At 57.6% G+C, this 25,083-nt stretch carries 24 protein-coding genes and 1 riboswitch; of the genes, 11 read left to right on the plus strand and 13 right to left on the minus strand.

The features are described from left to right. Positions 1–7: 7 nt before the first annotated feature. The 3 genes from JJQ51_RS15605 (at position 8) to JJQ51_RS15615 (ending at position 2,297) form a co-directional block, all read left to right on the plus strand. Positions 8–1,069: an ABC transporter ATP-binding protein gene (locus JJQ51_RS15605; protein ID WP_069612572.1), complete on the plus strand. Its 1,062-nt coding sequence runs from the start codon at positions 8–10 to the stop codon at positions 1,067–1,069. A gap of 106 nt (positions 1,070–1,175) precedes the next feature. Beyond that, positions 1,176–1,322: riboswitch (FMN riboswitch) on the plus strand. Positions 1,323–1,411: 89 nt separating this feature from the next. Then, positions 1,412–1,888 (plus strand): 6,7-dimethyl-8-ribityllumazine synthase, encoded by a 477-nt coding sequence (locus tag JJQ51_RS15610; RefSeq protein WP_113332874.1) that lies wholly within the window; start codon positions 1,412–1,414, stop codon positions 1,886–1,888. Between the two features lie 58 nt (positions 1,889–1,946). Continuing rightward, positions 1,947–2,297, plus strand: a complete 351-nt coding sequence (locus JJQ51_RS15615; protein ID WP_113332873.1) for a VOC family protein — start codon at positions 1,947–1,949, stop codon at positions 2,295–2,297. Between the two features lie 39 nt (positions 2,298–2,336). Here the strand turns inward: JJQ51_RS15615 and phnF are convergent, their stop codons facing one another. The 4 genes from phnF to JJQ51_RS15635 form a co-directional block, all read right to left on the minus strand. After that, positions 2,337–3,065 (minus strand): phosphonate metabolism transcriptional regulator PhnF, encoded by a 729-nt coding sequence (phnF, locus tag JJQ51_RS15620; protein ID WP_269244867.1) that lies wholly within the window; start codon positions 3,063–3,065, stop codon positions 2,337–2,339. Position 3,066: 1 nt separating this feature from the next. After that, positions 3,067–3,753 (minus strand): class I SAM-dependent methyltransferase, encoded by a 687-nt coding sequence (locus tag JJQ51_RS15625; protein ID WP_269244868.1) that lies wholly within the window; start codon positions 3,751–3,753, stop codon positions 3,067–3,069. Between the two features lie 119 nt (positions 3,754–3,872). Next, the gene (locus JJQ51_RS15630) at positions 3,873–4,268 is read right to left on the minus strand and encodes a VOC family protein (protein WP_269244869.1); all 396 of its coding nucleotides are present in this window, start codon (positions 4,266–4,268) and stop codon (positions 3,873–3,875) included. A 59-nt stretch (positions 4,269–4,327) separates the two neighbouring features. Then, positions 4,328–4,774, minus strand: a complete 447-nt coding sequence (locus JJQ51_RS15635) for a tautomerase family protein (RefSeq protein ID WP_113332869.1) — start codon at positions 4,772–4,774, stop codon at positions 4,328–4,330. Between the two features lie 120 nt (positions 4,775–4,894). On the opposite strand from JJQ51_RS15635, the gene JJQ51_RS15640 reads away from it, so the two are divergent. After that, on the plus strand, positions 4,895–5,500 hold the full coding sequence (locus tag JJQ51_RS15640) for a TetR/AcrR family transcriptional regulator (protein WP_113332868.1): 606 nt from the start codon (positions 4,895–4,897) through the stop codon (positions 5,498–5,500). 66 nt (positions 5,501–5,566) lie between these two features. On the opposite strand, the gene JJQ51_RS15645 is transcribed toward JJQ51_RS15640, so the two are convergent. The 5 genes from JJQ51_RS15645 to JJQ51_RS15665 all read right to left on the minus strand — a co-directional run bounded on the left by JJQ51_RS15645 (position 5,567) and on the right by JJQ51_RS15665 (position 10,904). Next, entirely contained in the window at positions 5,567–6,571 is a 1,005-nt protein-coding gene (locus tag JJQ51_RS15645; RefSeq protein ID WP_269244870.1) for an ABC transporter ATP-binding protein, read from the minus strand. 12 nt (positions 6,572–6,583) lie between these two features. Beyond that, complete coding sequence (locus tag JJQ51_RS15650) at positions 6,584–7,648, minus strand: Gfo/Idh/MocA family protein (protein WP_269244871.1); 1,065 nt, start codon at positions 7,646–7,648, stop codon at positions 6,584–6,586. Continuing rightward, positions 7,645–8,484 carry a carbohydrate ABC transporter permease gene (locus tag JJQ51_RS15655; RefSeq protein WP_113332865.1) on the minus strand — a complete coding sequence of 280 codons (840 nt, stop codon included), beginning with the start codon at positions 8,482–8,484 and terminating at the stop codon, positions 7,645–7,647. The genes JJQ51_RS15650 and JJQ51_RS15655 overlap by 4 nt, the downstream gene beginning before the upstream one ends. Positions 8,485–8,496: 12 nt before the next feature. Then, positions 8,497–9,450: a carbohydrate ABC transporter permease gene (locus JJQ51_RS15660; protein ID WP_113332864.1), complete on the minus strand. Its 954-nt coding sequence runs from the start codon at positions 9,448–9,450 to the stop codon at positions 8,497–8,499. Between the two features lie 194 nt (positions 9,451–9,644). Further along, a complete protein-coding gene (locus JJQ51_RS15665) occupies positions 9,645–10,904 on the minus strand; it encodes an ABC transporter substrate-binding protein (RefSeq protein WP_113332863.1) in 1,260 nt (419 codons plus the stop codon). 545 nt (positions 10,905–11,449) lie between these two features. Here JJQ51_RS15665 and JJQ51_RS15670 point away from each other — a divergent pair. Continuing rightward, positions 11,450–12,334 (plus strand): BadF/BadG/BcrA/BcrD ATPase family protein, encoded by an 885-nt coding sequence (locus JJQ51_RS15670; RefSeq protein WP_113332862.1) that lies wholly within the window; start codon positions 11,450–11,452, stop codon positions 12,332–12,334. Continuing rightward, positions 12,331–13,095, plus strand: a complete 765-nt coding sequence (locus JJQ51_RS15675; RefSeq protein ID WP_145632591.1) for a GntR family transcriptional regulator — start codon at positions 12,331–12,333, stop codon at positions 13,093–13,095. Before JJQ51_RS15670 ends, JJQ51_RS15675 begins: the two co-directional genes overlap by 4 nt. 130 nt (positions 13,096–13,225) lie before the next feature. Here JJQ51_RS15675 and metH read toward each other — a convergent pair whose 3' ends face one another. Beyond that, positions 13,226–17,002, minus strand: coding sequence for a methionine synthase (gene metH / locus JJQ51_RS15680; protein WP_113351927.1), 3,777 nt, complete (start codon positions 17,000–17,002; stop codon positions 13,226–13,228). Between the two features lie 268 nt (positions 17,003–17,270). On the opposite strand from metH, the gene JJQ51_RS15685 reads away from it, so the two are divergent. Further along, a complete protein-coding gene (locus tag JJQ51_RS15685) occupies positions 17,271–18,527 on the plus strand; it encodes an AGE family epimerase/isomerase (RefSeq protein WP_113352051.1) in 1,257 nt (418 codons plus the stop codon). Positions 18,528–18,569: 42 nt separating this feature from the next. On the opposite strand, the gene JJQ51_RS15690 is transcribed toward JJQ51_RS15685, so the two are convergent. Both JJQ51_RS15690 and JJQ51_RS15695 read right to left on the minus strand, forming a co-directional pair. Then, complete coding sequence (locus tag JJQ51_RS15690) at positions 18,570–19,058, minus strand: heme-degrading domain-containing protein (RefSeq protein ID WP_113332860.1); 489 nt, start codon at positions 19,056–19,058, stop codon at positions 18,570–18,572. 59 nt (positions 19,059–19,117) lie between these two features. Further along, on the minus strand, positions 19,118–20,077 hold the full coding sequence (locus tag JJQ51_RS15695; RefSeq protein ID WP_233789753.1) for an ATP-grasp fold amidoligase family protein: 960 nt from the start codon (positions 20,075–20,077) through the stop codon (positions 19,118–19,120). 72 nt (positions 20,078–20,149) lie between these two features. On the opposite strand from JJQ51_RS15695, the gene JJQ51_RS15700 reads away from it, so the two are divergent. Continuing rightward, positions 20,150–21,658 carry an oligosaccharide flippase family protein gene (locus tag JJQ51_RS15700; protein ID WP_113332858.1) on the plus strand — a complete coding sequence of 503 codons (1,509 nt, stop codon included), beginning with the start codon at positions 20,150–20,152 and terminating at the stop codon, positions 21,656–21,658. 4 nt (positions 21,659–21,662) lie between these two features. On the opposite strand, the gene JJQ51_RS15705 is transcribed toward JJQ51_RS15700, so the two are convergent. After that, on the minus strand, positions 21,663–22,823 hold the full coding sequence (locus tag JJQ51_RS15705; RefSeq protein WP_186450296.1) for a GumK N-terminal domain-containing glycosyltransferase: 1,161 nt from the start codon (positions 22,821–22,823) through the stop codon (positions 21,663–21,665). A gap of 334 nt (positions 22,824–23,157) precedes the next feature. Here JJQ51_RS15705 and JJQ51_RS15710 point away from each other — a divergent pair, with 334 nt between their 5' ends. The 3 genes from JJQ51_RS15710 (at position 23,158) to JJQ51_RS15720 (ending at position 25,069) form a co-directional block, all read left to right on the plus strand. Further along, positions 23,158–24,126: a polysaccharide lyase gene (locus tag JJQ51_RS15710; RefSeq protein ID WP_113351925.1), complete on the plus strand. Its 969-nt coding sequence runs from the start codon at positions 23,158–23,160 to the stop codon at positions 24,124–24,126. A gap of 131 nt (positions 24,127–24,257) precedes the next feature. Then, entirely contained in the window at positions 24,258–24,554 is a 297-nt protein-coding gene (locus tag JJQ51_RS15715; protein WP_069612587.1) for a hypothetical protein, read from the plus strand. Positions 24,555–24,862: 308 nt separating this feature from the next. Beyond that, complete coding sequence (locus JJQ51_RS15720; protein WP_069612588.1) at positions 24,863–25,069, plus strand: hypothetical protein; 207 nt, start codon at positions 24,863–24,865, stop codon at positions 25,067–25,069. Positions 25,070–25,083: the final 14 nt, after the last annotated feature.

The raw sequence follows: 25,083 nt of genomic DNA on the forward strand, positions 1-25,083 counted from the left end.
TCTCACCATGGCTTTTCTCGAACTCACCCACATCAAGAAATCATTCGGCGAAGTTCAGGTCGTTCACGATTTCAATATGCAAATCGAGAAGGGAGAATTCATCTCCTTCCTTGGACCATCGGGCTGCGGCAAGACGACCGTGCTGCGCATGATCGCCGGTTTCGAAACGCCGACCGCCGGCACCCTGTCGATCAACGGCAAGGATCAGCGGGCGTTAAAACCGAACCAGCGGAATATCGGCATGGTGTTCCAGGCCTACGCGCTGTTCCCGAACATGACGGTGCACGACAACGTCGCTTTCGGCCTCAAGGTGGCCGGCATGGCAAAGCCCGACATCGATAAGCGCGTCAAGGAGATGCTGGCTCTCATCAAGCTCGATCATCTCGCCGGCCGCTATCCCTATCAGATGTCCGGCGGCCAGCAGCAGCGCGTGGCGCTCGCCCGCGCTATCGCCGTCAAGCCGCAGGTGCTGCTGCTCGACGAGCCGCTTTCGGCGCTCGACGCGAAGATCCGCATCTCGCTGCGCGAAGAAATCCGCGCCATCCAGCAGCAGCTCGGCATCACCACCGTTTTCGTGACCCACGACCAGGAAGAAGCCCTGTCGATCTCGGATCGCATCGTCGTCATGAATGCCGGTCGCGCCGATCAGATCGGCACGCCTTTCGAGATTTACAACACGCCGGCAACCCGCTTCGTCGCTTCCTTCGTCGGTACGCTGAACCTGATCGAAGGCAAGGTCGTCGATCCCGATAGCAACCGCATCATGATCGGCGATCAGGGCGTGACCCTGAAGCAGTCGGTGACGGCCTACAAGCCAGGCGATACCGTATCGCTTGCCCTGCGTCCGGAAGCCGGTTCGCTGGCGGAATCAGCCAAAGGCGATACCGCTCTCACGGGCGAAGTCTCTTCGGCACACTTCCTGGGTTCGGTCATTCGCACCCGCATGAACGTTGCTGGCAACACGATTTCCTTCGACATGTTCAACAGCCCCGGGATGATGCCTCCGAGCGTCGGCGAGAAGGTGACGCTGCGCTTCGCCTCCTCCGATCTGCTCGTGATTCAGGATTGAGAAAGCACCCTGCGTCGCAGGGTCATTTTGGAAAATTATTCGCGGACGCCGGGTCAGAAGCCCGGCGTTTTTCTTTGATTTTCATGAGAGAAAGCATTTATAGTCCGGACGTTCTCAGGGCGGGGTGCAATTCCCCACCGGCGGTATGGGGAGTTTCCTCGAGCCCGCGAGCGCCTTCCGAGCTTTCGGAAGGGTCAGCAGATCCGGTGAGATGCCGGAGCCGACGGTATAGTCCGGATGGAAGAGAGCAAGCAGGATCGCACCTCCTCCGCGCGAGGGATGCCGCGATGTTGCGTGTTCGCCCAAGGGATATTTGACAACAACCCTTGAAAGGCAAAATTCATGACCATTTCGATTTCTACCCAGCCGAGCCGCGTCGCGATCATTCGGGCTCGCTGGCATGCCGATATCGTCGATCGCTCGGTCGACTCCTTCGTTGCCGAATGGCAGACGACGGAAGGTGCATCGCCGATCGATATCTTCGACGTGCCCGGCGCCTTGGAAATTCCGCTGCATGCTCAGACGCTCGCCCGCAACGGCCGTTATTCCGCAATCGTTGCCACCGCTTTCGTTGTCGACGGTGGCATCTATCGCCATGAATTTGTCGCCAATACGGTTCTTGATGCTATGATGCGCGTCCAGCTGGACACCGGCGTGCCGATCCTGTCGGCAGTCCTGACCCCGCATCACTTCCAGGAGTCGGAAGCCCACATCCAGTTCTTCAAGGAACATTTCATCATCAAGGGCCGGGAAGTCGCCAGCGCCTGCCGCCACATCCTGGCGGAGCGCGCCAAGTTGCTGCCGGCCGTCACGGTCTGAACCAGCATCGTGGAGGCGCGGCTAGAGCTCGCCTCCACATCACAAGGGAGAAACGTCAGTGACCGTCCTACGCATCATCCCGAACCTGTCCGCCGCCGATCCCGCCACGGCCCGTCTTTTCTACCACGACCTGCTCGGCCTCGACATCGTCATGGATCACGGCTGGATCCTGACCTTCGCCTCTGAAGCGGCAACAGTGCCGCAGATCAGCGTCGCCAGCGAGGGCGGTTCGGGAACGCTCGTCCCCGACCTTTCCATCGAAGTCGACGATGTCGATACGCTTTATCAGCGCGCCACCTCCATGGGCTTCGGCATATTGTATGACCTGACGGACGAGCCGTGGGGTGTCCGCCGCTTCTACGTCCGCGACCCCTTCGGCAAGGTGGTCAATATCCTCTCCCACCGCTAGTTCAAGCTCGCGAAGAGCCTCAAGGGCTCTCCGGCGCTCTCACCGCAGATCGAGATTGAATGTGGTGCGCTCGGCCGGCCAGACCGATTCCGAATAGGTGATCGGCACTCCGTCGGTATCCGCATCCGCCTTGCGCGTCACCAGCAGCGGCGCGGATTTCGGCTGGCGCAGGATCCGCGCCTCTTCGGCCGTCGGCATGCGCGCCTCGATCTCCGTCGACAAGCGCTCATAGTCGGTGACGCCATAGCTGGCGAGCGCTGCCGAGATTGTCGGATGCCTCAATCTAGCCTGATCGAAATCGGGAAAACGTTCGGCCGGATAATAGGAATCCCCCAATTCCACTGGAATACCGTCGGCCGTCATGACACCGCGACGATGGATGACCGACGCGCCGATTGCGATCTTTAAATGGGCCGCGACGCGTTCGGTCGCCGGCACGATCTCGTGAACGAGCAGCTCGCCACCCGGTTCAAAACCTTGCTCGATCAGATTTTTGTGGAAGCGGGTGCGTTTCGACAGCGTATAGTCGAGCACGCCCCTATGAACGAAGGTTCCCCGCCCCTGTTCGGCGCGGACCAATCCACGCTGCTCCAAGTGCCCCAGCGCCTGCCGCACGGTGAAACGGCTGACGCCGAACCGCAGCATCAGCTCGGGCTCGGTCGGCAATTTCTCTCCGGGCGCGAAAGTCCCGGCGGCAATATCGGCCGCCAGGATCTCGCCGATCTGATGCCAGAGCGCGCTGCCGCCCTTTCGGTCGATCGTCTCCATATCAGATACGCTTCTCCAGCCGGAACAGCAGCTTGTATTCGGCTGGATAGCTCAATGCATCGAGAATGCTCGGATAATATTTCCGATCCTTGGTGGCACGCACAAAACCATCATAGCCGAAACGCCTGACCGAAACATCGAAGCCGGCCGCCGTGAAGGCTTCGATATAGTCCTGTGGCGAACGATCCTGCATGGGCGCGTTGCTGTTGTTGCCGATCAGCTCGAGCCAATTTGGCCAAAGCGGCATTTCATTGTGGCAACCGGTCACCGCGTAATAGACGCCCCCATTGCGCATGGCCTGGAACATTCCCTCGGCATGCTCTCTCAACTCCGGCAGCAGATAGATCACCTCATAGCTGAAAGCCACGTCGAAGCTGTCGGCAAAGGGCGCCAGGTCGGTCGTTACATGAAACTGGAGCGGCATGTTGCCTGCGGCTTCGACAGCAGCAGCCACGGACTCCGAGGCGATATCGATGCCGACACCGCGTCGGAACGGTCGCATGGCATAAAGCAGCCGTAGAAAGCCGCCACGGTTGCAGCCGAAATCCAGGACGGTCTTCGAGGAGAAATCCCGCTCCGGCACCGTCTCAATGAAGTGACGCCAATAAGGGCTATGCGATTCTGCCATGGCGGCGTCGCCCTGCGGTTCCTTGTGCCATGTCGCGTAAGTCGTTGCTGCGCTTGTCATCATGCTCTCGCTGTTGGAGTGAACTGAACCCTTTATAACTCCACCTAATGACAGTTGCATGAATTCGTCCGGACGACTGGACTAATAATGATAATCTTTCGCGCGTGATCAGTTAGCTCCTATTGCAGGCAGTCTACCATCCATTGCACGCCGAACCGGTCCGTCAGCTTGCCGTAGTAGCTGCCCCAAGGCTGAACGGCGAGTGGCGTCGTCACCGCGCCGCCCTCAGCCAATCGAGCAAACATCCTCTCGGTGCTCTCTCGGTCATCCATCATGAGCATATGAGCCGAACCTCTCATCGGTTCGGCATCGTGATTGTCGGAAGCGAAGAACGAGACGCCTGCCCCTTCAAAGCGAGCGTGCATAACCCTGCCCCGCATCGCTTCGTTGGCAAGCGGCACCCCATCAGCACCATGACGAACCAACAGCGTCACTTCGCCGAGCCCGCAGACTGTATAGAAGGCAAGCGCTTCCTCGCAATGCGTCGTGAAAAACAGATAATTGGCGAGTTGCATCTCCTGCCTCCCTTGTTGTCGGACGAGCGGCCCACGCAGCCGCCCGGTATTATCTCATCTCACGCGCGATGAGCTTCAACCTCAGGCGCTGCGGCGCTCGCAATAGCGCCAACCAGATCGGCATTGCTGTAGCTTTGTCCCGCAATGCCCCAAGCACCCTCAGGCGCATAGACGATGTTCGACCAGATATGCTCACGCTTGATCCGCCCTTCGGCCGCCTGCTCGACGACATCAGTCGCCCTTGCAATGAAAGCGCGCTTGGCTTCGGTGGTCGCAAGCGCGATTTCGGGCAACTTGAGTTCGATGAAGGCTGCAGCGACGGGCTTTCCGGCTGCCAGCACATGTGCGGCCGGAAGCACATTGATCGAGCCGATGACATTGGCCGTCATAAATTCATTCCCGGTCAGGCCGGCAACATCGAGGACTGCACCCGTAAGTCCGGCAAAAGCTTTTGCCTGCGCTTCGGATGAAAGCAGTCCTTCGGACACGGTAAGTGTAATGGGCATGGGGTATCTCCTTGTTGGACCTATGACGGCAATTGATATATACCGATCACTCTTTAACGATACATACCGATCGCTCTCTATGCAAGCAATAAAGAGAGATCGCTCTCAATGGAGATAGCAATGCGCTACAGCGCCGAACATAAGGAAGAGACCCGGACGCGGGTGGTCGCTGCTGCAGGGCAAGTCTTTCGCAGGGAAGGCTACGGCGGCGCAGGCATTGATGCACTGACGAAAGCGGCCGGCGTTACCAACGGCGCCTTCTACGGACACTTCAAGTCCAAGAGCGAAGCGTTTCGCACCGCCGTCGTGGAAGGATTGGAAGAGCTGCGCCAAGCGATCCTAACGCTCAGGCAAAACCAGCCGAAAGACTGGTTGAAGGCGCTCGCCAGCTTTTACCTCGGCTACAAGCGGACTTGCGATCTCGGGGACAGCTGCACACTGCCAAGCCTTTCCCCCGATGTCATGCGTGCTGACGAGGAAACGCGCCGCGCCTATACGGTGGAATTGAAAAAACTCATCGCCGATGTCGCTGCCGGCCTGCCGGAGAACACAAGCTCTGGTGAAACAACGGCAGAGGATCGTGCCATCGTTCTTCTCGCTACGCTGAGCGGTGGTCTGACGCTTGCCCGCGCCGTCTCCGACCCCGCCCTTTCCGTCCACATAGCCGAAGTCATTGAGCGGGCTGCTCTGACAGCGGGCGATCCTCCGCGGCCGCAAAGCGAATGACGATGCAACTCAAGCGGACGAGATGCAGCCGAGACGGAGCCTATTGCCTCCTCTCGGTGGGGCCATTCACGCCCGGATCGCCTTGTCGTTCACATCGAAACGATGCATCTGGTTCGCATCCGGCGTCGCATAAACCATTTCGTCCGGCTCGTATTTGTGTTCACCGAAGAGACGCGCCGTGAGAAGACCGGTGGTCTCCGACTCCAGATAGATGATGGTGTCCGCGCCGAGATGCTCGACGTGGATGACTTTGGCGGCCCATGTGCCCCGATCGCGTGATAGCGTAATATGCTCGGGGCGGATGCCGACGGTCTTGGCGCCGCTTTCGCCGAGACGCTCGGCCGCGATGAAATTCATCTGCGGCGAGCCGATGAAGCCGGCAACGAAAGTATTGGCCGGGCGGTTATAAAGCTCCATCGGCGAGCCAATCTGCTCGATCGCACCGGCATTGAGCACGACGATCTTATCGGCAAGCGTCATCGCTTCGACCTGATCGTGGGTCACGTAGATCATCGTTGCCTGCAGGCTGCGATGCAGCCGGGCGATTTCGAGGCGCGTCTGCACACGCAGCGCCGCATCGAGATTCGACAGCGGCTCGTCGAAGAGGAAAAGCTCCGGTTCGCGCACGATCGCGCGGCCGATGGCGACGCGCTGGCGCTGGCCGCCGGAAAGCTCCGATGGCCGGCGGGCGAGATAAGGTGCGAGCGACAGCATGCTGGACGCCTTCTCGACACGGCTGTCGATTTCCGCCTTCGCAGTGCCGGCCTGCTTGAGACCCAGGCCCATATTGTCCTTGACGGTCAGATGCGGATAGAGCGCATAGGACTGGAAGACCATCGAGATGCCACGCTTGGCGGGCGGCGTCACAGTCACATCCTGGCCGTTGATCAGCACGGCACCGGAGGTCACATCTTCGAGACCTGCGATGCTGCGCAGCAGGGTCGACTTGCCGCAACCGGAAGGACCGACGAAGATGACGAACTCACCATCCTTTACCTCGAGGTCGATGCCCTTCAGCACGTCATGCGTACCATAGGCCTTGCGGATGGATTTCAGTTGAAGCGATCCCACAGTCTTTTGTCCTTATAGATAAACGGGCTTGCCGGTGCGCACGCTCTCATCGGCAGCGAGGCATATGCGCAGAGATTGAACGGCATCAGTCATATGACGATTGAGGTCGAGATCCTCGCGGATGGCCTTCAGCATGAAGGCCTGCTCGAAGTTGCACAGTTCCTGGTGACCCGGTTCGCCGTCCATATGCAAGTCCTGATCCGGCCGGATGAACTGGCCGTCGGGTCCCGTTTCAGCGCTATGCAGCCGGATGACGGATGTCTTCGTATGCATGTCGATATCGTCGGACTTGGCGTTCTGATCCATGGCGATCGAAACCGAGCCGTTCGGCGACATGACATCCTTCACGAAGAAGGCCGTCTCCGAGATCATGGGACCCCAGGCGGCCTCGTACCAGCCGACGGAACCGTCTTCGAAGATCACCTGCAGATGGCCGTAATTATACATTTCCGGCTTGATCTCCTGCGTCAGCCGCAGGCCCATGCCGCGCACCTCGACGGGCTTGGCATCGGTGATCTGACACATGACGTCGACATAATGCACGCCGCAATCGACGATCGGCGACGTCATCTGCATCAGCGCCTTGTGCGTCGCCCAGGTCGGACCGCTCGATTGCTGATTGAGATTCATGCGGAAGACATAGGGGCCGCCGAGCTTGCGCGCTTCGGCAATCAACCGCATCCACGAGGGATGATGGCGCAGGATATAGCCGATCGTCAGCTTCTTGCCGGCTTTCTTTGCCGCCGCGACCACACGCTCGGCATCTTCGACCGTCGTGGCCAGCGGCTTCTCGACGAAGACGTGGCAGCCGGCTTCGAAGGCCATGACGGCGAAATCGGCATGGCTATCGGAATAGGTATTGATAGAGCAGAGGTCCGGCTTCAGCTCCTTCAACGCCGTCTCGAAATCCGGATGGACCGTATATCCCCGCAACTCCTCGGGCAGCTCCCGCTTGGAGCGGTTGACGAGGCCGACGATCTCGAAGCCCGGATTGTTGTGATAGGCCAGTGCATGGCTGCGGCCCATATTGCCAAGGCCGGCAACGAGAACGCGGATTGGCTTTTCAGATAGGCTCACTTGACTGCTCCGGAGGTAATGCCGCGAATGAGTTGGCGCGAAAAGATGACGTATAGGATGAGTATCGGCAGGATAGCGAGCGTCAGCGCCGCCAGCACCGCATTCCAGTTGGTGACGAACTGGCCGATGAAGATCTGCGATCCGAGCGTCACCGTCTTTGTCGCCTCGCTCGGCGCCAGGATCAACGGGAACCAAAGATCGTTCCAGATTGGGATCATGGTGAAGACGGCAACCGTCGCCATCGCCGGGCGAACCAGCGGCAGGACGAGGCGGAAGAAGATCGCATATTCGCTGAGGCCGTCGATGCGGCCGGCATTCTTCAGGTCGTCAGAAACCGTCCGCATGAACTCGGACAGGATGAAGATCGCGAGAGGCAGACCCTGTGCCGTATAGACAAGGATCAGCGCCGTCAGCGTGTTGACGAGGCCGGCGGCCACCATGCCCTGCAGGATCGCAACGGTGCCGAGGCGGATCGGGATCATGATGCCGATCGCCAGATAAAGGCCCATGACCGTATTGCCACGGAAGCGGTACTCCGACAGCGCGAAGGCGGCCATCGCGCCGAACAGCAGCGTCAGGATGATCGAGACGATCGTGACAATAAAGCTGTTCTGGAAATAGGTGAGGAAATCTCCCTGCTTCAGAACGGTATCATAGCCGATCATGCTGAAGGAGGACGGCGTCGGGACGCTCAAGGGCGCGCGAAAAATCGAGGCGCGATCCTTGAACGAATTGATGACGGTCAGGAACACCGGAAAGATGGCTACGAGCGTATAGGCGATAAGCGCCAGATGCACGAGGCCGGTGCGAAGGGTGGAAGTGCGTGCCTTGGACATGGGTCGCGCTCCTCAGAACTGGTAGCGACGGATGCGCCGCTGTACGATGAAAAGATAGAAGGAAACGCCTGCCAGGATGATGAGGAACATCACCGTCGCGATCGTCGCGCCCATCGAGCGGTCACCGAGCTGCAGCTGGAAGCCGAAGAAAACGCGATAAAGCAGCGTACCCAGGATATCGGTCGAGCCATCCGGCCCCGCCAGGGCGCCTTGTACGGTATAAACCAGGTCGAACGCATTGAAATTGCCGACAAAGGTGAGGATCGAGATGATGCCGATCGCCGGCAACACCAGCGGCAGCTTGATCTTCCAGAACTGGCTCCAGCCGGTGACGCCGTCGCATTCGGCCGCCTCGATAACCTCTTCGGGAATGTTCAGCAGCGCGGCATAGATCAGCATCATCGGAATGCCGACATATTGCCAGACCGAAATAAGAGCCACGGTAATCAGGGCAGTGCTCGGCCTGCCGAGCCAAGGCGCGAAAAATGACTTCAGGCCGATCACATTCAGCAGCTCGGGCGCTACGCCCCAAAGCGGCGAAAGGATCAGTTTCCAAATAAAGCCGACGACGACGAAAGACAGCAGCGTCGGCAGAAAGATGGCCGTGCGATAGAAGGCGACGAAGCGCAGCTTCGGTAGCGACAGGAGTGCCGCCAGCGCAATACCGATCGGATTCTGCACGCACATATGAATGGCAAAGAAGATCAGGTTGTTGCGCAGCGCATTCCAGAAATCATGCGACCAGCGATCGTCGCCGAACAGGACCTTGAAATTGTTCAGGCCGACGAAGACGGATTGATTGTCGACGACATTGTAAAGCGACAGCCGCAAGGTCTCGATCAGCGGCAGGATCATGACCGCCGTATAGACGACAAAGGCCGGGAAAAGGAAAACGAGGATGTGCCAGCGCTTGGAGCGCCTGATCGGCGTTACGTCAAGGGCGTCTGATGTCGCGGCGTCGCTCATGGCTTTCTGCCTGTTTTTCTTGGCTGCCTGATGAGACGGCAGTGCAAAGGTTCAAATCCGCCCGTTGCCCCGGCTCTGGCCGGATGGAAGCGACATCAGGCGTGTCGAATGTAACGGCGAAATAATCGCCAATTACTCAAGATAATGAAAAGGGCGAGGCGCCTGAAAGGCCCCTCGCCCACATCATGCGATGCTTACTTGCCTGGTTTGTACCAGCTGTCGAGGCCCTTTTGGAGCTTCTCGGCAGCCTGTTCCGGAGTGTCCGTGCCGTTGATCACGTTTGCGGATTCGGTCCAGGTCTCATTTTCCAGGTTCGGCGTGCCGCGCGACAGGATCTGATAGGTGGAACGAACCGTCGACTTGTGATTGTCACGCCAGGAAACGAATTCCTGGGCGAGCGCATCGCTCATCTTCACCGGATGCGAGTTCAGGCTGAAGAAGCCCGGCAGCGAGTTGGCATAGATGGTTGCAAACTCGTCGGAAGCGACCCAGTCGAGGAACTTCTTGGCTTCTTCCTGGTGCTTGCTCTTCGTATTCAGGCCGACACCGATATCCGGATGGTCGGAGATGTAGGCGGTGTCGCCAGCCTTTGCGACCGGCGGCGCGAAGGCGCCCATCTTGAATTGCGCCTGGGTGTTGAAGAGAGCAATTTCCCAGGAGCCGGCCGGATAGATCGCAGCCTTGCCGAGCGTGAAGAGGTTCTGGCTGTCGGCATAGCCCTGCGCTTCGAAGCCGTCGCCGAGATAGGGCTTCCACTTGGCCAGTTCCTTGTAGGGATCGACCCACGGAGCGTCCGTCAGCTTTTCCTTGCCCGCGATCAGGGCCTTGCGGCCTTCCTCACCCTTCCAGTAGTTCGGGCCGATGTTCTGGTAGCCCATGGTTGCGGCTTCCCAGAGGTCCTTCGTGCCCATCGCCATCGGAATGTAGGTGCCATCAGCCTTGATCTTGTCGAGAACGGCGAAGAACTCGTCACGCGTTGTCGGTACCTTCAGGCCGAGCTTGTCGAAAGCGTCCTTGTTGTAGATGAAGCCGTGGATGACCGAAGCCATCGGCACGCAGAAGGTCGACTTGCCATCATCGGTCGACCAGGCAGCCTTGGCAACAGCCGAGAAGTTTTCCATGCCCTTCAGCTTGGTCAGATCGACAAGATGCTTCTTGTTGAAGAGGTCGAGCGAGGCGTCGAACGGACGGCAGGTGATGATATCGCCCGCTGAACCGGCATCGAGCTTGGCGTTCAGCGATGCATTGTATTCGGTTGGAGCCGTCGGCGAGAAGACAATCTTGATCCCCGGGTTCTTCGCCTCGAAAGCCGGGATGATCTTTTCCTGCCAGATCTGCAGGTCGTCGTTACGCCAGCTTTCGACCGTCAGCGTCACATCGGCCGCATGCGCCAGGCTGACGGAAGTCAGCAGGCTCGATGCAAGAAGCAAGCCTTTCAGAACATTGGTTTTCATTTCCCTCTCCTGTTTTCCGCGCCATGGCAAGGCGCTGTTCTCGATCTGAAAATCCGCTGGCCTGTCCGAGGAGACGGTCAGCGCTCCATAGGGACCGCCAATATTGCCGACCCCTCCATGCAAAAGGCTTCAGAGGCTTTGCGCCCGATTAGCCCAATCAATTGCCGTTGCCGCCACTGGACGGAGACACAGCAAGAACCACGCGGGAAAATTATGACGAACGTCAAAACGGGATCCTCCTGATCCCTAACGGCCTGGCGCAACGACGAGATGCGCGCCCTTCCGCCTCACTTACCGGCTGTTGTTTTTCTGCCGGCTTTGCCGATGTCCGTTCGCACTGTTCCCTTGGACCGAATTAAGTCCAAAAAAATACCAATTGTCCAGCCGAATTTAACTTTCGGATACAAAAAGATTGGAGCTCATTAATTTAACAAGGCAATTCAATGGGATAAAAACAATCAAAAATGCCTGCCTTGCCTATTGGTAAATGGTATTTTTTTGGTATTGTATGGAAAAACGGGGAACAGGCGGCATCCGGAGGCGTGATGGGGCAGTTTGCAATTGGTATCGATGGCGGTGGCACGAGTTGCAGGGCGGCTGTCATAGACGCTGCGGGAAAGGTGCTCGGCACCGGCAAAGCCGGCGCGGCGAACATCCTCTCCGATCTGGAAAACTCGCTGATACATATCGTCGCCTCGGCAAAGCAGGCCTTGATCGATGCGAACCTCGCCCCTGAACTGCTGCGGGAATTGCCTGCCATTATCGGAACCGCCGGGGCCAATGTCGGCAATTATGGTAAGCAGGTCGAAGGCGCCCTGCCCTTTGCGAGCACGCATGTTGTCACCGATGCGACCATCGCCCTTCAAGGCGCGCTTGGCGACGCCGATGGCGTTATCGGCGCCTTTGGCACCGGCTCTGTCTACAATGCCCGCCGCGGCGGCAAAAGCTGGGGCATTGGCGGCTGGGGGTTTGTCGTCGGCGATCAGGCAAGCGGCGCGCGCCTTGGTCGCGATCTGCTCGAAAAAGCGCTTCTGGCGCATGACCGGGTGACACCCGGCTCAGCGCTGACGGCATCGATCATGGCGGAATATGGCAATGATCCCGAACGGATCGTCGAATTTGCGCACGCCTCCAAGCCCAAGGATTTTGCCCGCTATGCGCCTGTTATCTTCGAATATGCCGGAATGGAGGATGCGGTCGCCATCGACATCGTGAGAGCTGCGGCAAAATCGATAACCGAAAGCCTGGACGCGCTGCTTTGGCCGGAATGCCCTTCGATCTGCCTTCTCGGCGGCGTCGCTCAGGCTTATCGTCCCTGGCTCGACGAGCGTCACAAGGCGATTCTGGCCGAACCCAAGGGCGATGTCTTGCGCGGCGCCGTGGAACTGGCAGCAAAATTGCTGCGGGGCGGAGAGGAAAACAGGGCATGACCGAAGATTTGAGTGCAATCTTCTCGCCGGAGCGCCTTTCCGTGGGCGGCACAGGCCCGCTCTACGTCAAGCTGCGCCGCACGCTCGAGGAGGCAGTGAAGGTCGGGAGGCTGAAGCATGGGGATGCACTGCCGCCGGAACGTGACATTGCCGAATTTGCTGCGGTCAGCCGCGTCACTGTCCGCAAGGCAATCGACGACCTCGTCGCCGAAGGCGTACTCGTCCGCCGCCACGGCTCGGGCACATTCGTCGCAAAACCCGTTTCAAAGGTGGAGCAGCGGCTGTCGCAGCTGACATCCTTTACCGAGGACATGGCGCGGCGCGGGATGACAGCTCGCTCCGAATGGCTGCATAAGGGCATCCACACGCCCTCCCCGGATGAGATGATGATCCTCGGCCTTGCCGCCGACACGAAGGTATCGCGGCTGAGCCGTCTCCGCATTGCCGACGACCAGCCACTGGCGATCGAGCATGCCAGCGTCTCCGGCGAATTCCTGCCGGATCCGTCTGTCGTGACCACATCGCTCTACGCAGAGCTGGAAAAGCGTCAGGTGCGCCCTGTTCGCGCGGTGCAGCGCATATCCGCGACCAACATGAAGGAGGCCGATGCGGGCTTGCTCGGCGTTCCCGTCGGCGCTGCCGGCCTTTCGATCGAGCGCATCTCCTATCTCGGTTCCGGCCGCGCAGTGGAATTCACCCGGTCGCTCTATCGCGGCGACGCCTATGATTTCGTCGCGGAACTGACGATTGGCGCAAATTAGCTTACGTCTGCAAGACCGTAAAAATCCCAGAATCAAAAAAAGCGCCACCCCAACCGAATGGCTGAGGTGGCGCTTTTATATAGAATCAAATTCTAAGCTAAACTCGGCAAGTCTTTGACATGACTCGCGGTCAGGCTGCGTCGTCGACCGCGGCCTCGCGCTTCTCCGGCACATAATTGAGAACCGGACCCAACCAGCGCTCCACCTCGCCCACGGGCATGCCCTTGCGGGCAGCGTAGTCCTCGACCTGATCGCGCTCGATCTTGGCGACACCGAAATAGTAGGAAGACGGGTGAGCGATATAAATGCCCGAAACGGAAGAACCCGGCCACATCGCATAGCTTTCCGTGAGCTTTACGCCCGTTGCCGCTTCGGCGTCCAGCAGGCGGAAAAGTGTATCCTTCTCGGTATGGTCGGGCTGCGCCGGATAGCCCGGTGCTGGACGGATGCCCGCATAGGCTTCTTGAACGAGCTCCTCGCTCGTAAAATTCTCATCCGCGGCATAGCCCCAGAACTCTCGACGCACCCGCTCATGCATCCGCTCGGCGAACGCTTCGGCAAAGCGGTCGGCCAGTGCCTTGACGAGGATCGACGAATAATCGTCATTGGCGCGCTCGAAGCGTTCGGCAATGGCCACCTCCTCGATACCGGCCGTAACAACGAAACCGCCGACGTAATCGCCGACACCACTGGAAACCGGCGCCACAAAATCCGACAACGCGACATTCGGACGACCGTCCCGCTTCGACAGCTGCTGCCGCAGCGTATAGAAGGTTGCAAGCTCCTCGTTGCGGCTTTCGTCGGTGAACAGCCTGATATCGTCGCCGACCGCGCCCGCCGGCCAGAAACCGATGACGGCGCGTGGGCGGAACCAGTTTTCCGCGATGATCTTTTCCAGCATCGCCTGCGCATCGCTGTAAAGCTGGCGTGCGGCCTCGCCTTGCTTCTCGTCTTCGAGAATTGCCGGAAAACGTCCCTTGAGCTCCCAGGTCTGGAAGAATGGGGTCCAGTCGATATATTTCGCCAATTCGGCAAGATCGTAGCTCTCGAACACCTTGGTTCCGAAGAACTGCGGTCTGACCGGCTTGTAATCAGACCACTCCACCTTCTCGGCATTCTCGCGCGCCCTTGCGATCGACAGGCGCACCTTCTCCGCCTCGCTGCGCGCGTGGGCGGCCGCGACCTTGGAATACTCAGCCCGAACGGTATCGATATAGCCCTGCCGCGCATCCTGCGATAGCAGAGCGGATACGACGCCAACGGCACGGCTCGCATCCGTAACATAGACGGTTTGCCCCCGGTGATAACCGGGATGGATCTTCACCGCGGTGTGGACGCGGCTCGTCGTAGCGCCACCGATCAACAACGGTATATCGAAGCCCTGCCGCTCCATCTCGGAAGCGACATGCACCATTTCGTCCAGAGACGGCGTGATGAGCCCCGACAGGCCGATAATATCGACCTTCTCTGCGATCGCAGTTTCGAGAATCTTCGTCGCCGGCACCATGACGCCAAGATCGATGATCTCATAATTGTTGCAGGCGAGCACGACCCCGACGATATTCTTGCCGATGTCGTGGACATCACCCTTGACGGTCGCCATCAGCACCTTCCCAGCCGACTTCCTCTCTCCGTCGCCGCCATTGGCGAGCTTCTCGGCCTCCATGTAGGGAAGCAGCACGGCAACTGCTTGCTTCATCACACGGGCGGACTTCACCACCTGCGGCAGGAACATCTTGCCCGAACCGAAGAGATCGCCAACGACATTCATGCCGGCCATCAGCGGGCCTTCGATGACATGCAACGGCCGTTCAGCAGCCTGGCGCGCTTCCTCTGTATCGGCCTCGATATATTCGGTAATGCCGTTGACCAATGCATGTTCGAGCCGCTTCTCCACCGGCCATTCGCGCCAGGAAAGATCCTGTGCCTTGGCCTCCTTACTGCCGGAACCGCGGAAGCGTTCGGCAATCTCAAGCAGACGCTCTGTGCTGTCCGGACGGCGGTTGAGCACGACGTCCTCGCAGGCTTCCCGCAGTTCCGGATCGATATTGTCATAGACGGCAAGCTGCCCGGCATTGACGATGCCCATGTCCATACCCGCTTGAATGGCGTGATAGAGGAACACGGCATGCATCGCCTCGCGAACGGGTTCGTTGCCGCGGAACGAGAAGGACAGGTTTGAGACACCGCCGGAAATATGAACGAGCGGCATCGTCTGGCGGATCGTCCTCGTCGCTTCGATGAAGTCGACACCGTAGTTGTTGTGCTCTTCGATACCCGTCGCAACGGCGAAGATATTCGGATCGAAGATGATGTCTTCCGGCGACAGGCCCGCCACTTCCGTCAACAGTTTATAGGCACGCGAGCAGATCTCGACCTTGCGCTCGTAGCTATCAGCTTGACCTGTCTCATCGAAGGCCATGACGACGACCGCTGCGCCGTACATGCGCATCAATCGAGCCTGCTTGAGAAAATTCTCCTCGCCTTCCTTCAGCGAAATGGAGTTGACGATCGGCTTGCCTTGAACGCATTTCAGGCCGGCCTCGATAATCGAGAACTTCGAACTGTCGATCATGACCGGAACGCGGGCAATATCCGGTTCGGCGGCGATGAGGTTGAGAAACTCTACCATCGCCTTTTCAGAATCGATCAGGCCCTCGTCCATGTTGATGTCAATGACCTGCGCACCATTCTCGACCTGGTCGCGAGCAACGGCAAGCGCCGCCGTATAATCGGCATTGGTGATCAGCTTGCGGAATTTCGCCGAACCGGTGACATTCGTGCGCTCGCCGACGTTGACGAACGGGATGTCCTTGGTCAACTCGAACGGCTCGAGACCGGAGAGCGACATGAACGGCCGATGTTCGGTAAGCTGGCGCGGCGGATATTTCGAAACCGCCTGAGCGATCGCCGCAATATGCTCGGGCGTGGAGCCACAGCAGCCACCAACGATATTGACCAGACCTTCGCGGGCGAATTCCTCGACCTGAGCGGCCATCATCTCGGGCGTCTCGTCATACTGACCGAATTCGTTCGGCAATCCGGCATTAGGATAGGCGCAAATGAAGGTGTCCGCGGCTGCGGAAAGCTCCTGCAGATGCGGCCGCATGGCATTGGCTCCAAGCGCACAATTGAGACCGATCGTGAAGGGGCTGGCGTGGCGCACGGAATTCCAGAAGGCCGACGGCGTTTGACCGGACAGCGTGCGCCCGGAAAGATCGGTGATGGTGCCTGAAATCATGACGGGCAAACGGATGCCCTTGGCCTCGAAACGCTCTTCGCAGGCAAAGATCGCCGCTTTTGCGTTCAGCGTATCGAAAATCGTCTCGATCAGAATGATATCGGCACCACCATCGATCAGGCCATCGATCTGCTCGCCATAGGCAAGACGCAAATCATCAAAGGTAACCGCACGATAGCCAGGATTGTTGACATCGGGAGAGATGGAGGCGGTCCGATTGGTCGGACCGATGGCGCCCGCAACGAAGCGGCGCTTGCCATCCTCACGCTCGGCGCGGATCGCCGCTCGGCGCACAATTTCCGCGCCCTCCTTGTTGAGGTCGTAGACTGCACCTTCCATCTGGTAGTCCGCCTGCGCGATGCTGGTGGATGAGAAGGTGTTGGTCTCCAGAATATCGGCGCCCGCCTTGGCGTAGCGATAATGTATCTCTTCAATCGCACCGGGCTGGGTCAAAATGAGAAGGTCGTTGTTGCCCTTCTGGTGGCAGGCACAGCCGACGAAACGATGACCGCGAAACTGATCTTCGTCAAAGCCAAGGCTTTGAATCTGTGTGCCCATGGCGCCATCAAGCACGAGGATTCGCTCGCTCGCAGCCTTTCGCAAGGCCTCAAACACCTCGCTGCCGTCGCGCTTCGCCGTTCCCGAACCAAAAAGATTGTCAAACATAAGCGAACTCCTCTGGCCTGATTGCGACTTCACAATCAGATCACATAAAGATATCTTTATGTCAACATATCTATGCTTTTAACCACTTGATAGCAAGAACGATGCGTCCATCCTTCCGGCCGTTTCAGGAAAATAACCGCACCATGGGTTAATTGCCGATCCGACCATGGACAACGCAGTGCCGACGACACAGTTTCGTCCATAACGCCATGACAGCGCTTTCGGGCGGCGCTATACGGCGTCGGGAAAAGAATCCATGGAGGACGGCATGAACATACAGGTTGAACCCGCAGCGCTCGGAAACTGGAGCACGCGCGCCTACCATCGGCGTTGGCTGCTTGATCAAGCGGACGCGCTTTTCGATTTCTTCCAATACCGCGCCGTCAATCCCAAAGGCGGCTTCTACGACATGGACGATGCCGGCAAGCCGTTGGATAAGGCAAATCCCGTGCGCGGCATTCATTCGACCGCCCGCATGGTGCACTGCTTCTCGATCGGGTCGTTGCTCGGTCGTCCCGGCGCAAACGAAATTGTCGACCACGGCATGAACTATCTATGGAATCATCATCGCGACACGGAGCATGGTGGCTACTTTTGGTTGCTGAACAATGACGGCCCCGTCGATTCCAGCAAGCAGGGCTACGGCCACGCTTTTGTGCTGCTTGCTGCCTCATCCGCAAAGACGATCGGCCATCCACTGGCCGATGGCATGTTGGCAGATGTCACGGAAATTCTGAATACTAAGTTCTGGGAAGCGAAGCACGGAGCGATTGCCGAGGAATTCAATCGAGATTGGTCGTTGATCGACGGAGGCACCTATCGCGGCCAGAACTCCAACATGCACCTGACGGAAGCCCTGATGGCCGCATTCGAAGCGACCGGCGACAAGACATATCTCGAAAAAGCAGAAAGCATTGCCGATCTCGTCATTCGCCGTTCGGCTGGATCCGTCGGCTGGCGCGTTGCCGAACACTTCAACGCCGATTGGGTGCTCGACAAGAATTACCGCGGCAACGAGATGTTCCGTCCATCGGGAACGACGCCGGGGCATTGGCTGGAATGGGCGCGTCTCATCCTGCAACTCTGGGCGCTTGGGGAAAAGCGTCATGACTGGATGCCGGAAGCAGCCAAGGGTCTCTTCTCCCAATCCATGTCACTCGGCTGGGACAATAAGAAGAATGGATTCTTCTATACGCTCGACTGGGAAGATGTTCCGGCAAAGCGCAACAAGCTTTGGTGGCCTGCATGCGAGGGTGCCGGTGCGGCTCACTATCTGAATGAACACGTCCCGAGCGATTTCCACGAAGAAAGCTACCGCAAGATCTGGAGCGTAATCGGCCAGGCCTTTATCGATCGTGCCAATGGCGGCTGGCATGAGGAACTGACGGAAGATCTCGTTCCTGCTCACACGCTGTTCCCGGGCAAGGGCGACATCTATCACGCCCTGCAGGCGTGCCTTATCCCCCTCTTCCCGGCAACGGGAAGCTTGACCAAAGTCATCGCCGAGGCTGGCGGCAAGATCTGAAATCGGCGGCGGCGCCCGATCGACGTGCGCCGCCTCGCCGCTCTATGCGAGGCTGAGATTGTGAAGCTCGTGGCCGAGAGTGAGAGCCAAGGCTTCGACAACGAGATTATGGTCTTCCCGCTGCGGCAGCCCAGAAACGGTGACGGCGCCGATGCAGCCCGTGCCGTTGACGAAGATCGGAAAGCTGCCACCAGACGCGGCATATTCGGTGCTGGAAAGCCCGTTGTCTTCGATCGTTTTGCCCTGCTGCTGCAGCCGCAACGTGCTGGCGTAGCTGCTTCGGAAGTAACGCAGCACCATGTTGCGCTTCCGACGGATCCAGTTGGAATTGTCGGGCGTCGAACCGGGCAAAGCTATGTAGAAAACCGGCATGGAATGAAGCGTGATATCAATAGCAACACCCATGTTGCGCTCGCTGGCGAGGTCACGCAACAGCTTGCCGAGCACCCAAGCGGTCGAAAGGTCAAAAGCATCGAAACGCAGCGTTTCCTCTTGCAATTCGATTCGAGCAAGGTCCTGGTCGATCGTCATGGAAAACCTTCTTTAAAAATAGATCGGCCTATCAAACGCGCAGAGAATGATTTGTCCACCTATCTCTTCGGTATTTCGAAGCCAAGCTGCCACTTCTGACCGATTGAGAAGTCATATTCATCCGGCTCGAATGCCTCGAAACCTCCGCCTGGATAGAAGGTCAGCTCCCCAACGCGGACCCACTCTGCCGACGCATAGAGATCGACACGAACGAAGTCGATATCGCGAGCGACCGTTTCAGCGACGTGAATCATCTCCTCGAGCCGCGACGGGCGGGCTACTTCGCCTGGATAGAGACCGAGATAATCCCGGTCATAGAACGGCAGCTTCTGCCAGTCGGGAGTGTAGTTGCACGAATAGCCTCGACCATTTTCGCGCATGTCGATCTCGATATGCGAGACCTTCCCGCCAAATGTGAAGAACCGGTAGTCCCACGGAACTCGCCCATCGATGAGCAGCATGCTTTCAATAAGAATGCGAGGCTTTAATTGGCTGTAAGCCCACTCTCTGTTGTAACGGGAATGATTGATTGCCAGCCACTCGCCGGACGGATCGTTCTTAAGGAGACGATCGACGTCGGCTTCACCGTAGAGAAATCGCCCCACACCGCTCGCATGGGTTGGCTTCACAACTGCCGGCAATGAAATCCCTGACCAATCCACGGAGGCTAGATCGTTCCCAACCCAAAGCGTCGGGATAACATATTGGCTGCCAACCCTTTCTCCAATCAACCCTTTCGCATCGGCCTTGTCTACGAGGCGCGGAAAGAGAGGGTTGCGATCGTATAATTTGCGCGCCTGTACCTTCTCAGTAAAGGTTTGAGGGGATGACAAATTAGGGAATTTGCCGCGAATGGCGCGATACTTAAGCGCACAATAGGTCTTATCGGGCAAAGGCGACATGAGCCGCCAGAGAAGGTTATGCGCGCGCTCGCGCAATCCCTTCTGCAGATATCCCGGGATGAGAAATCCATCTTGATCGGCGGCTCGATCTATCATGGTGACGGTCTCGAATTTCAACTAGAAAGCAAGTGAAAACTATCAGCCGCCCTTTAACACAAGGTTATGCGTAAGCCTTCAAGATAGATAGCCATGAGCGCGTTCGTACCCAATCTCCTAAAAAGCTCGTTGATTAGCTTGGCGGCGACGCTCATCTCGCTTGCCGCGGGCTTTGCGAGCAGCATCATCGCAGCCCGCCTGCTCGGTCCTGCGGGGTCTGGCAACGTCGCCTACGCATTATGGATTGCAACGTCAGCTGCAGCATTGGCCGACATGGGCCTGCCTCAGACCCTGCTGCGCAATGCGGGCGGTCACGCGGACGATGGTGATGCATGGAAGGCGTTGGTCGTCACTGCGCTCCGCAGTTTCCTTATATCGGTCAGCATGGTCAGTATAGGGATTCTTCTCTTTGCCGCGATCACCTATGCTTATCGCGATGCATGGCATGCGTGCTTCTGGCTGGTCACCGGGCTCCTCTTTCTTAGTTATGCGTTCTACGCATTTTCCACAGCCGTGGCACGCGGAAGAAACCGGTTCGGGCAGACCGCCCGCACTACCCTGCTCGGTGGGGCTATGCAGGTCCCACTTGTATTCATCGGAGCCTGGTTGCTAGGCCCGACGGGAGCTTTAATCGGCTATATCGCCCGCTACCTACCGCAAGCCTTGAAATTGCGCGACTATGTCCACCCCACCGCAAGACACTCGCGGAAAAATCTATCGCCGGAACTGTTGCGCTATGGCCGGTACATCTGGTTCAGCGATCTCATCGAGATCCTCATCCTCTCCCGCATTGAATTCCTTTTTCTCGGCATCTTTCTTTCTCCCACCAGTATCGGCTACTTCGCTGCCGGACTCGGTCTGGCCGGTCTCATCGAACAGATCATGCTCCAGATATCGCCGGCATTAATCGTCAACTTCACCGAAGCTCACGCAAGAAGCGATCCGCAGTCTCTCAATGCAGCTTACAGGCGCGTCATCCGCATAGTCGCCCTGGTCATGCTGCCGATCAGCATGGGTGGCGCAGCCATCATGCCTGAGCTTTTGCCGACGATCTTCGGCGATGTTTTCGAGCCCGCCGTGCCGGCTGCAACCACACTGCTAGCCTTCGTATGGCTTGCCGGCATGTCCGTGGTCCCCTGGGGTATCATCAGTGCAGCTGGACGAAGCGCCATTGTGCTACGCGTGCAGATTACAAGCGCTGTAGCAACGATACTCTTGCTAATCGCTTTCGTGCCATCCCTCGGCCTGGAAGGCGCGGCTCTAGCTCGCGCGATGACCGTGACATTGACGTTTGTGTTGCTTTGCTGGATGGCCCGGAAATATGTCGGCGTCACAGTCCCTTTGACTGCGTTGGCGAAAACGGTTCTTGCGGCAGCTCTCTGTGCGGGTGCAGCAAGCCTCGGCATTTACAGTCTCGATGGGCTACCGGCACTTTTAAGCGCCATTCCCGCTGGAGCAATTACCTATCTGTTGGCTATTCGTTTCTTACGCTTGATTACGACCGAAGACGTACAAATTCTGATGACGACGGCTGGTGGAAGATTGCCGAGCGTATCACGTCTTTTCGCTGGCAGATTGCTAAGCTTCCTTGTACCCGGCTGAGCGATTATTGGGCTTCGTATGCGGCAGCCAGAGTTTGCCGCGCAACCTCGTCCCAGGTCATTATTCCATCGCGGAAAGCCGCCGAACGCTGCATCGCCAGCGCTGCGTCGATCTTTTCTCGCCAGGCGACCTCGCCATCCAATCGATAGGCAATCCCGTTGGTGCGGGTAAAGGGTACGAGGTCAGGTAACAGGATCGGCAGACCACAATAGCTGTATTGGGCGAGTTTCAGGCTCGATTCCGCGAGATAGACCTCATCCGCGGTCAAGCGATAGGGAGCAATACCGAAATCAGCATGTTGCACGTAAGGGATGATGCTCTCAAAGTCCCTTTCGCCGTAGATGGTGACATTCGGTCGGGCCCAGCCATTCCATGTGGCACCAAAAACATGAAAATTCACATCCGGCGCGGCAGCAGCCATCGCGGCGACGGAAGTTTGGTCAAAAAGCATATTGCCGATGGAAATTGCATTGCGGCTACCGGGGGTATAGGGGGATGGCAGTTCGCGATCGAACAGAGTCGCATCAACGCCTTGCGGGATAGTACGCACACGCCCGCCAGGGGGGAGCATGGCACCCAGCCGCTGTGAAGGAACGCAAATCGCATCAAAGTGGGCGATCTGCCGAACTTCGATATCCTGTAGCGCCGAGGCAGCCCCGATGGTTCTCAGTAGATCGCGACAAAAATACAAAATCCGCGCCCTTGGATTTATTTTCTTGACCTTGGACAAGAAAGCCAGAGCGGAACCGCTCTCAATCAGCACTAGATCTGCGTCGGCTATAGCACGGCGCGCAAAGGGAGGGAAAAAGCTGCCATAGAGCCAAAATAGCGCGGGGCTAACTGCATTGATAAAACGGTTACCGGAACTGAAAGCATGTAGTGGAGGGAGACATGCGCCGGCTCTCAAATTAGCAGCGATGGTCTGAAACCGGTTTGCCTGATCTTGGGACAAAGCACGAAAGCGCCGGCGATCCTTAAGCAAAGTGAGCCAGCTGTGGCCGATAGTGAGAAAATGGACTTCATGCCCCTGCTCGGCCCAGCGGGATGCAATGAAGTGAATTGACGCCTTGCGGTAGCCGCGCAAAAACGCATGCGACGTCAAGATCACGATTTTTCGTCGTAGCTGCGCCTCTCGGCTGCCCAGCTCTAGTTCACCATTTGCCAAAGGCGGTCCCCAACAGCGACCCTCAGCCGGTTTATGTCATGACCGACATTCAAACATCGATGAGGTCGCAGCGACGAACAGTCATGTCCGGGGCATTGATAGCCGCAACCAAAGCCCAATTCCGCGGGATATGAACCGCAAGCGCCTAACATGCGGTTAAAGTTGTATCATCAATCATCACATTCATAGGCTGCAGCTCGCCTGGAATTGATCAGAATTGAACAGTGGGTCATCAACCCGGCCTTTTAAAGTAACACGGCTCTCGCTTGCCTGTGGGAAGCGAACAGGTCATTGATAAAGCTTTACGAATGTCTCGCCACAGGAATAGCCCAGCATGAATGCAAAGTACGCACTGCCCGCCATACTGGCCTGCACCTGCGCCGCAACACCGGTTCTGGCCGATAGCCCCTCACAAATGGTGCTGCGTGATGGTTTCGACGGCACAGATTTCGCCCCCTCTGGCCATCTTTATTATCGCGACAACTTCGAGCAAAGGGCCGGAACGATCGAATTTCAATCGGAAGTCAAGCATTCTGGAACCGGCGCATTGAAATTGAGCGTCAGACCATTCTGCCCGCCGGGTAAGGCGAACTGCAGCGAGAGAGCCGAAATATGGGAGCGCACAAAGTATCGCGTTCCATACGACCAGGGGGTTTGGTACGGTTTTGCCGTAAAATTCGCCGATCCCGTACCCTCAGGCGACCATCGCTACCTTATCGCGCAATGGAAGCGAGAAATCGGGCCGAACGCCAAAGGGGATTTCAGCCCCTTCCTCGCACTGCGGCTCAATAATGGCAAACTCTTCGCAACCGTTGAAACCAACTACGTTGCTCCCATCAAGAAACACAAGCCCGAAAGCAACGGCAAAGCCTGCAGCGATGACGAAGCGCCGGTCTGGTTCCGTCCCGACACCAATCAAATGCGCGCATTGGTGGCCACCGACGACAACTGGGGCGTATCCGACGGACAAGAATTTACAGGCTGCACAGATGCCATAAAAGTAATAAATCGTGGAAACAAGCTACCAGCGCCGACATCAGGCTGGATCGATTTTGCCATTTACAGCAAACCCGGCCCCGATGGTTCTGGCCATATTGAGATATTCGCTAACAACAAATGGATCGTTACAGTTACAGGTCACATAGGACATGCCGATCACGGATTAGGAAAGAATCAATACTTCAAATTCGGCCCTTATCGCGCCGCCGATACAACAGTATGGACGCTTTACTATGATGATTTTCGCCGCTCACCCCACTGCGCCGATGTATTATCGGATCCCAGCCTTTGCCCTATCAAGTGACAAGGTTGCCAAGGATGCGTGCCTCTAGATCAATTGAGCGACCCACATCCCGAGCGTGCGCTTTTTTTGAGAAATGGCCGAACTTTTTCCTTTCTCGATAGTTATCTTCCTTCGTGAAGGAGGTGACCGAAATGCTTACTACCCATCGCGATTGCAAACAGCATGTGAAGAGGAATGCAATACCCTCACTAGGTGAAATTGAAGGGCGAGTTGCGGTCCTGGAAATTGTCGCCCAGTCTGCGCTGACACATGTGTTCGACGAAGGTGAAGTCGATATCGATGCGGCCTTGCTGGCCCAGATCCGCAGAGCGATGCATCGCAAATGCAAGGACTTGAAACTTGACGGCGACGATACGGCATCGGCACTTTTATACGCCGAGGAATTGATTGAGGCCGCGGTTAAGGCGTCGCACCCAATCCATCAATGATGCCTTCTCGGCCAAGGCTGGTTTTGTCCCTCTTAGTGGCGCTGGCGATTACGCTCGGCGTCCTCTTGTTTGTTGCACCCACGATACAGCGGTGAAGATTGTCCCTCCCGTTGCGCCGCTCGGCGGACATCAAAATCGGCAATAATGTGCCCGAGAATAGACCTGTGTCACGTTAAGACACACGCAGCCTGTCCCATATCAGGCTGCCGTTAACGTCGCGCGATGAACTCGTTTGCAAATTTCCAAAACCCAAGCAGTGTTCGCTTCACTCACCCGATGCCAAGCTCCAGCAATGAATGGTGTAGCGAATGTCTATGATGGTCAATGCGCCGCTTTACCCCGATGACATCGATGTTCTCGCAGGCGCACTTTTTGCATGGTGTGCCGAACGCAGTATTAAATTACAAAGTCAGGAAGGTCTGTCGGCAGCCAATCTGGCCATAGATCTCTATAATGCCGGCTATCAAACACAAGATCAGTTGCTTGGCGCATTGCATGACTACGATTTTCATTGATGCCTCGCCCGGAC

It is taken from the genome of Rhizobium sp. AG207R (assembly GCF_027109195.1).
Taxonomy (GTDB): domain Bacteria; phylum Pseudomonadota; class Alphaproteobacteria; order Rhizobiales; family Rhizobiaceae; genus Rhizobium; species Rhizobium dioscoreae.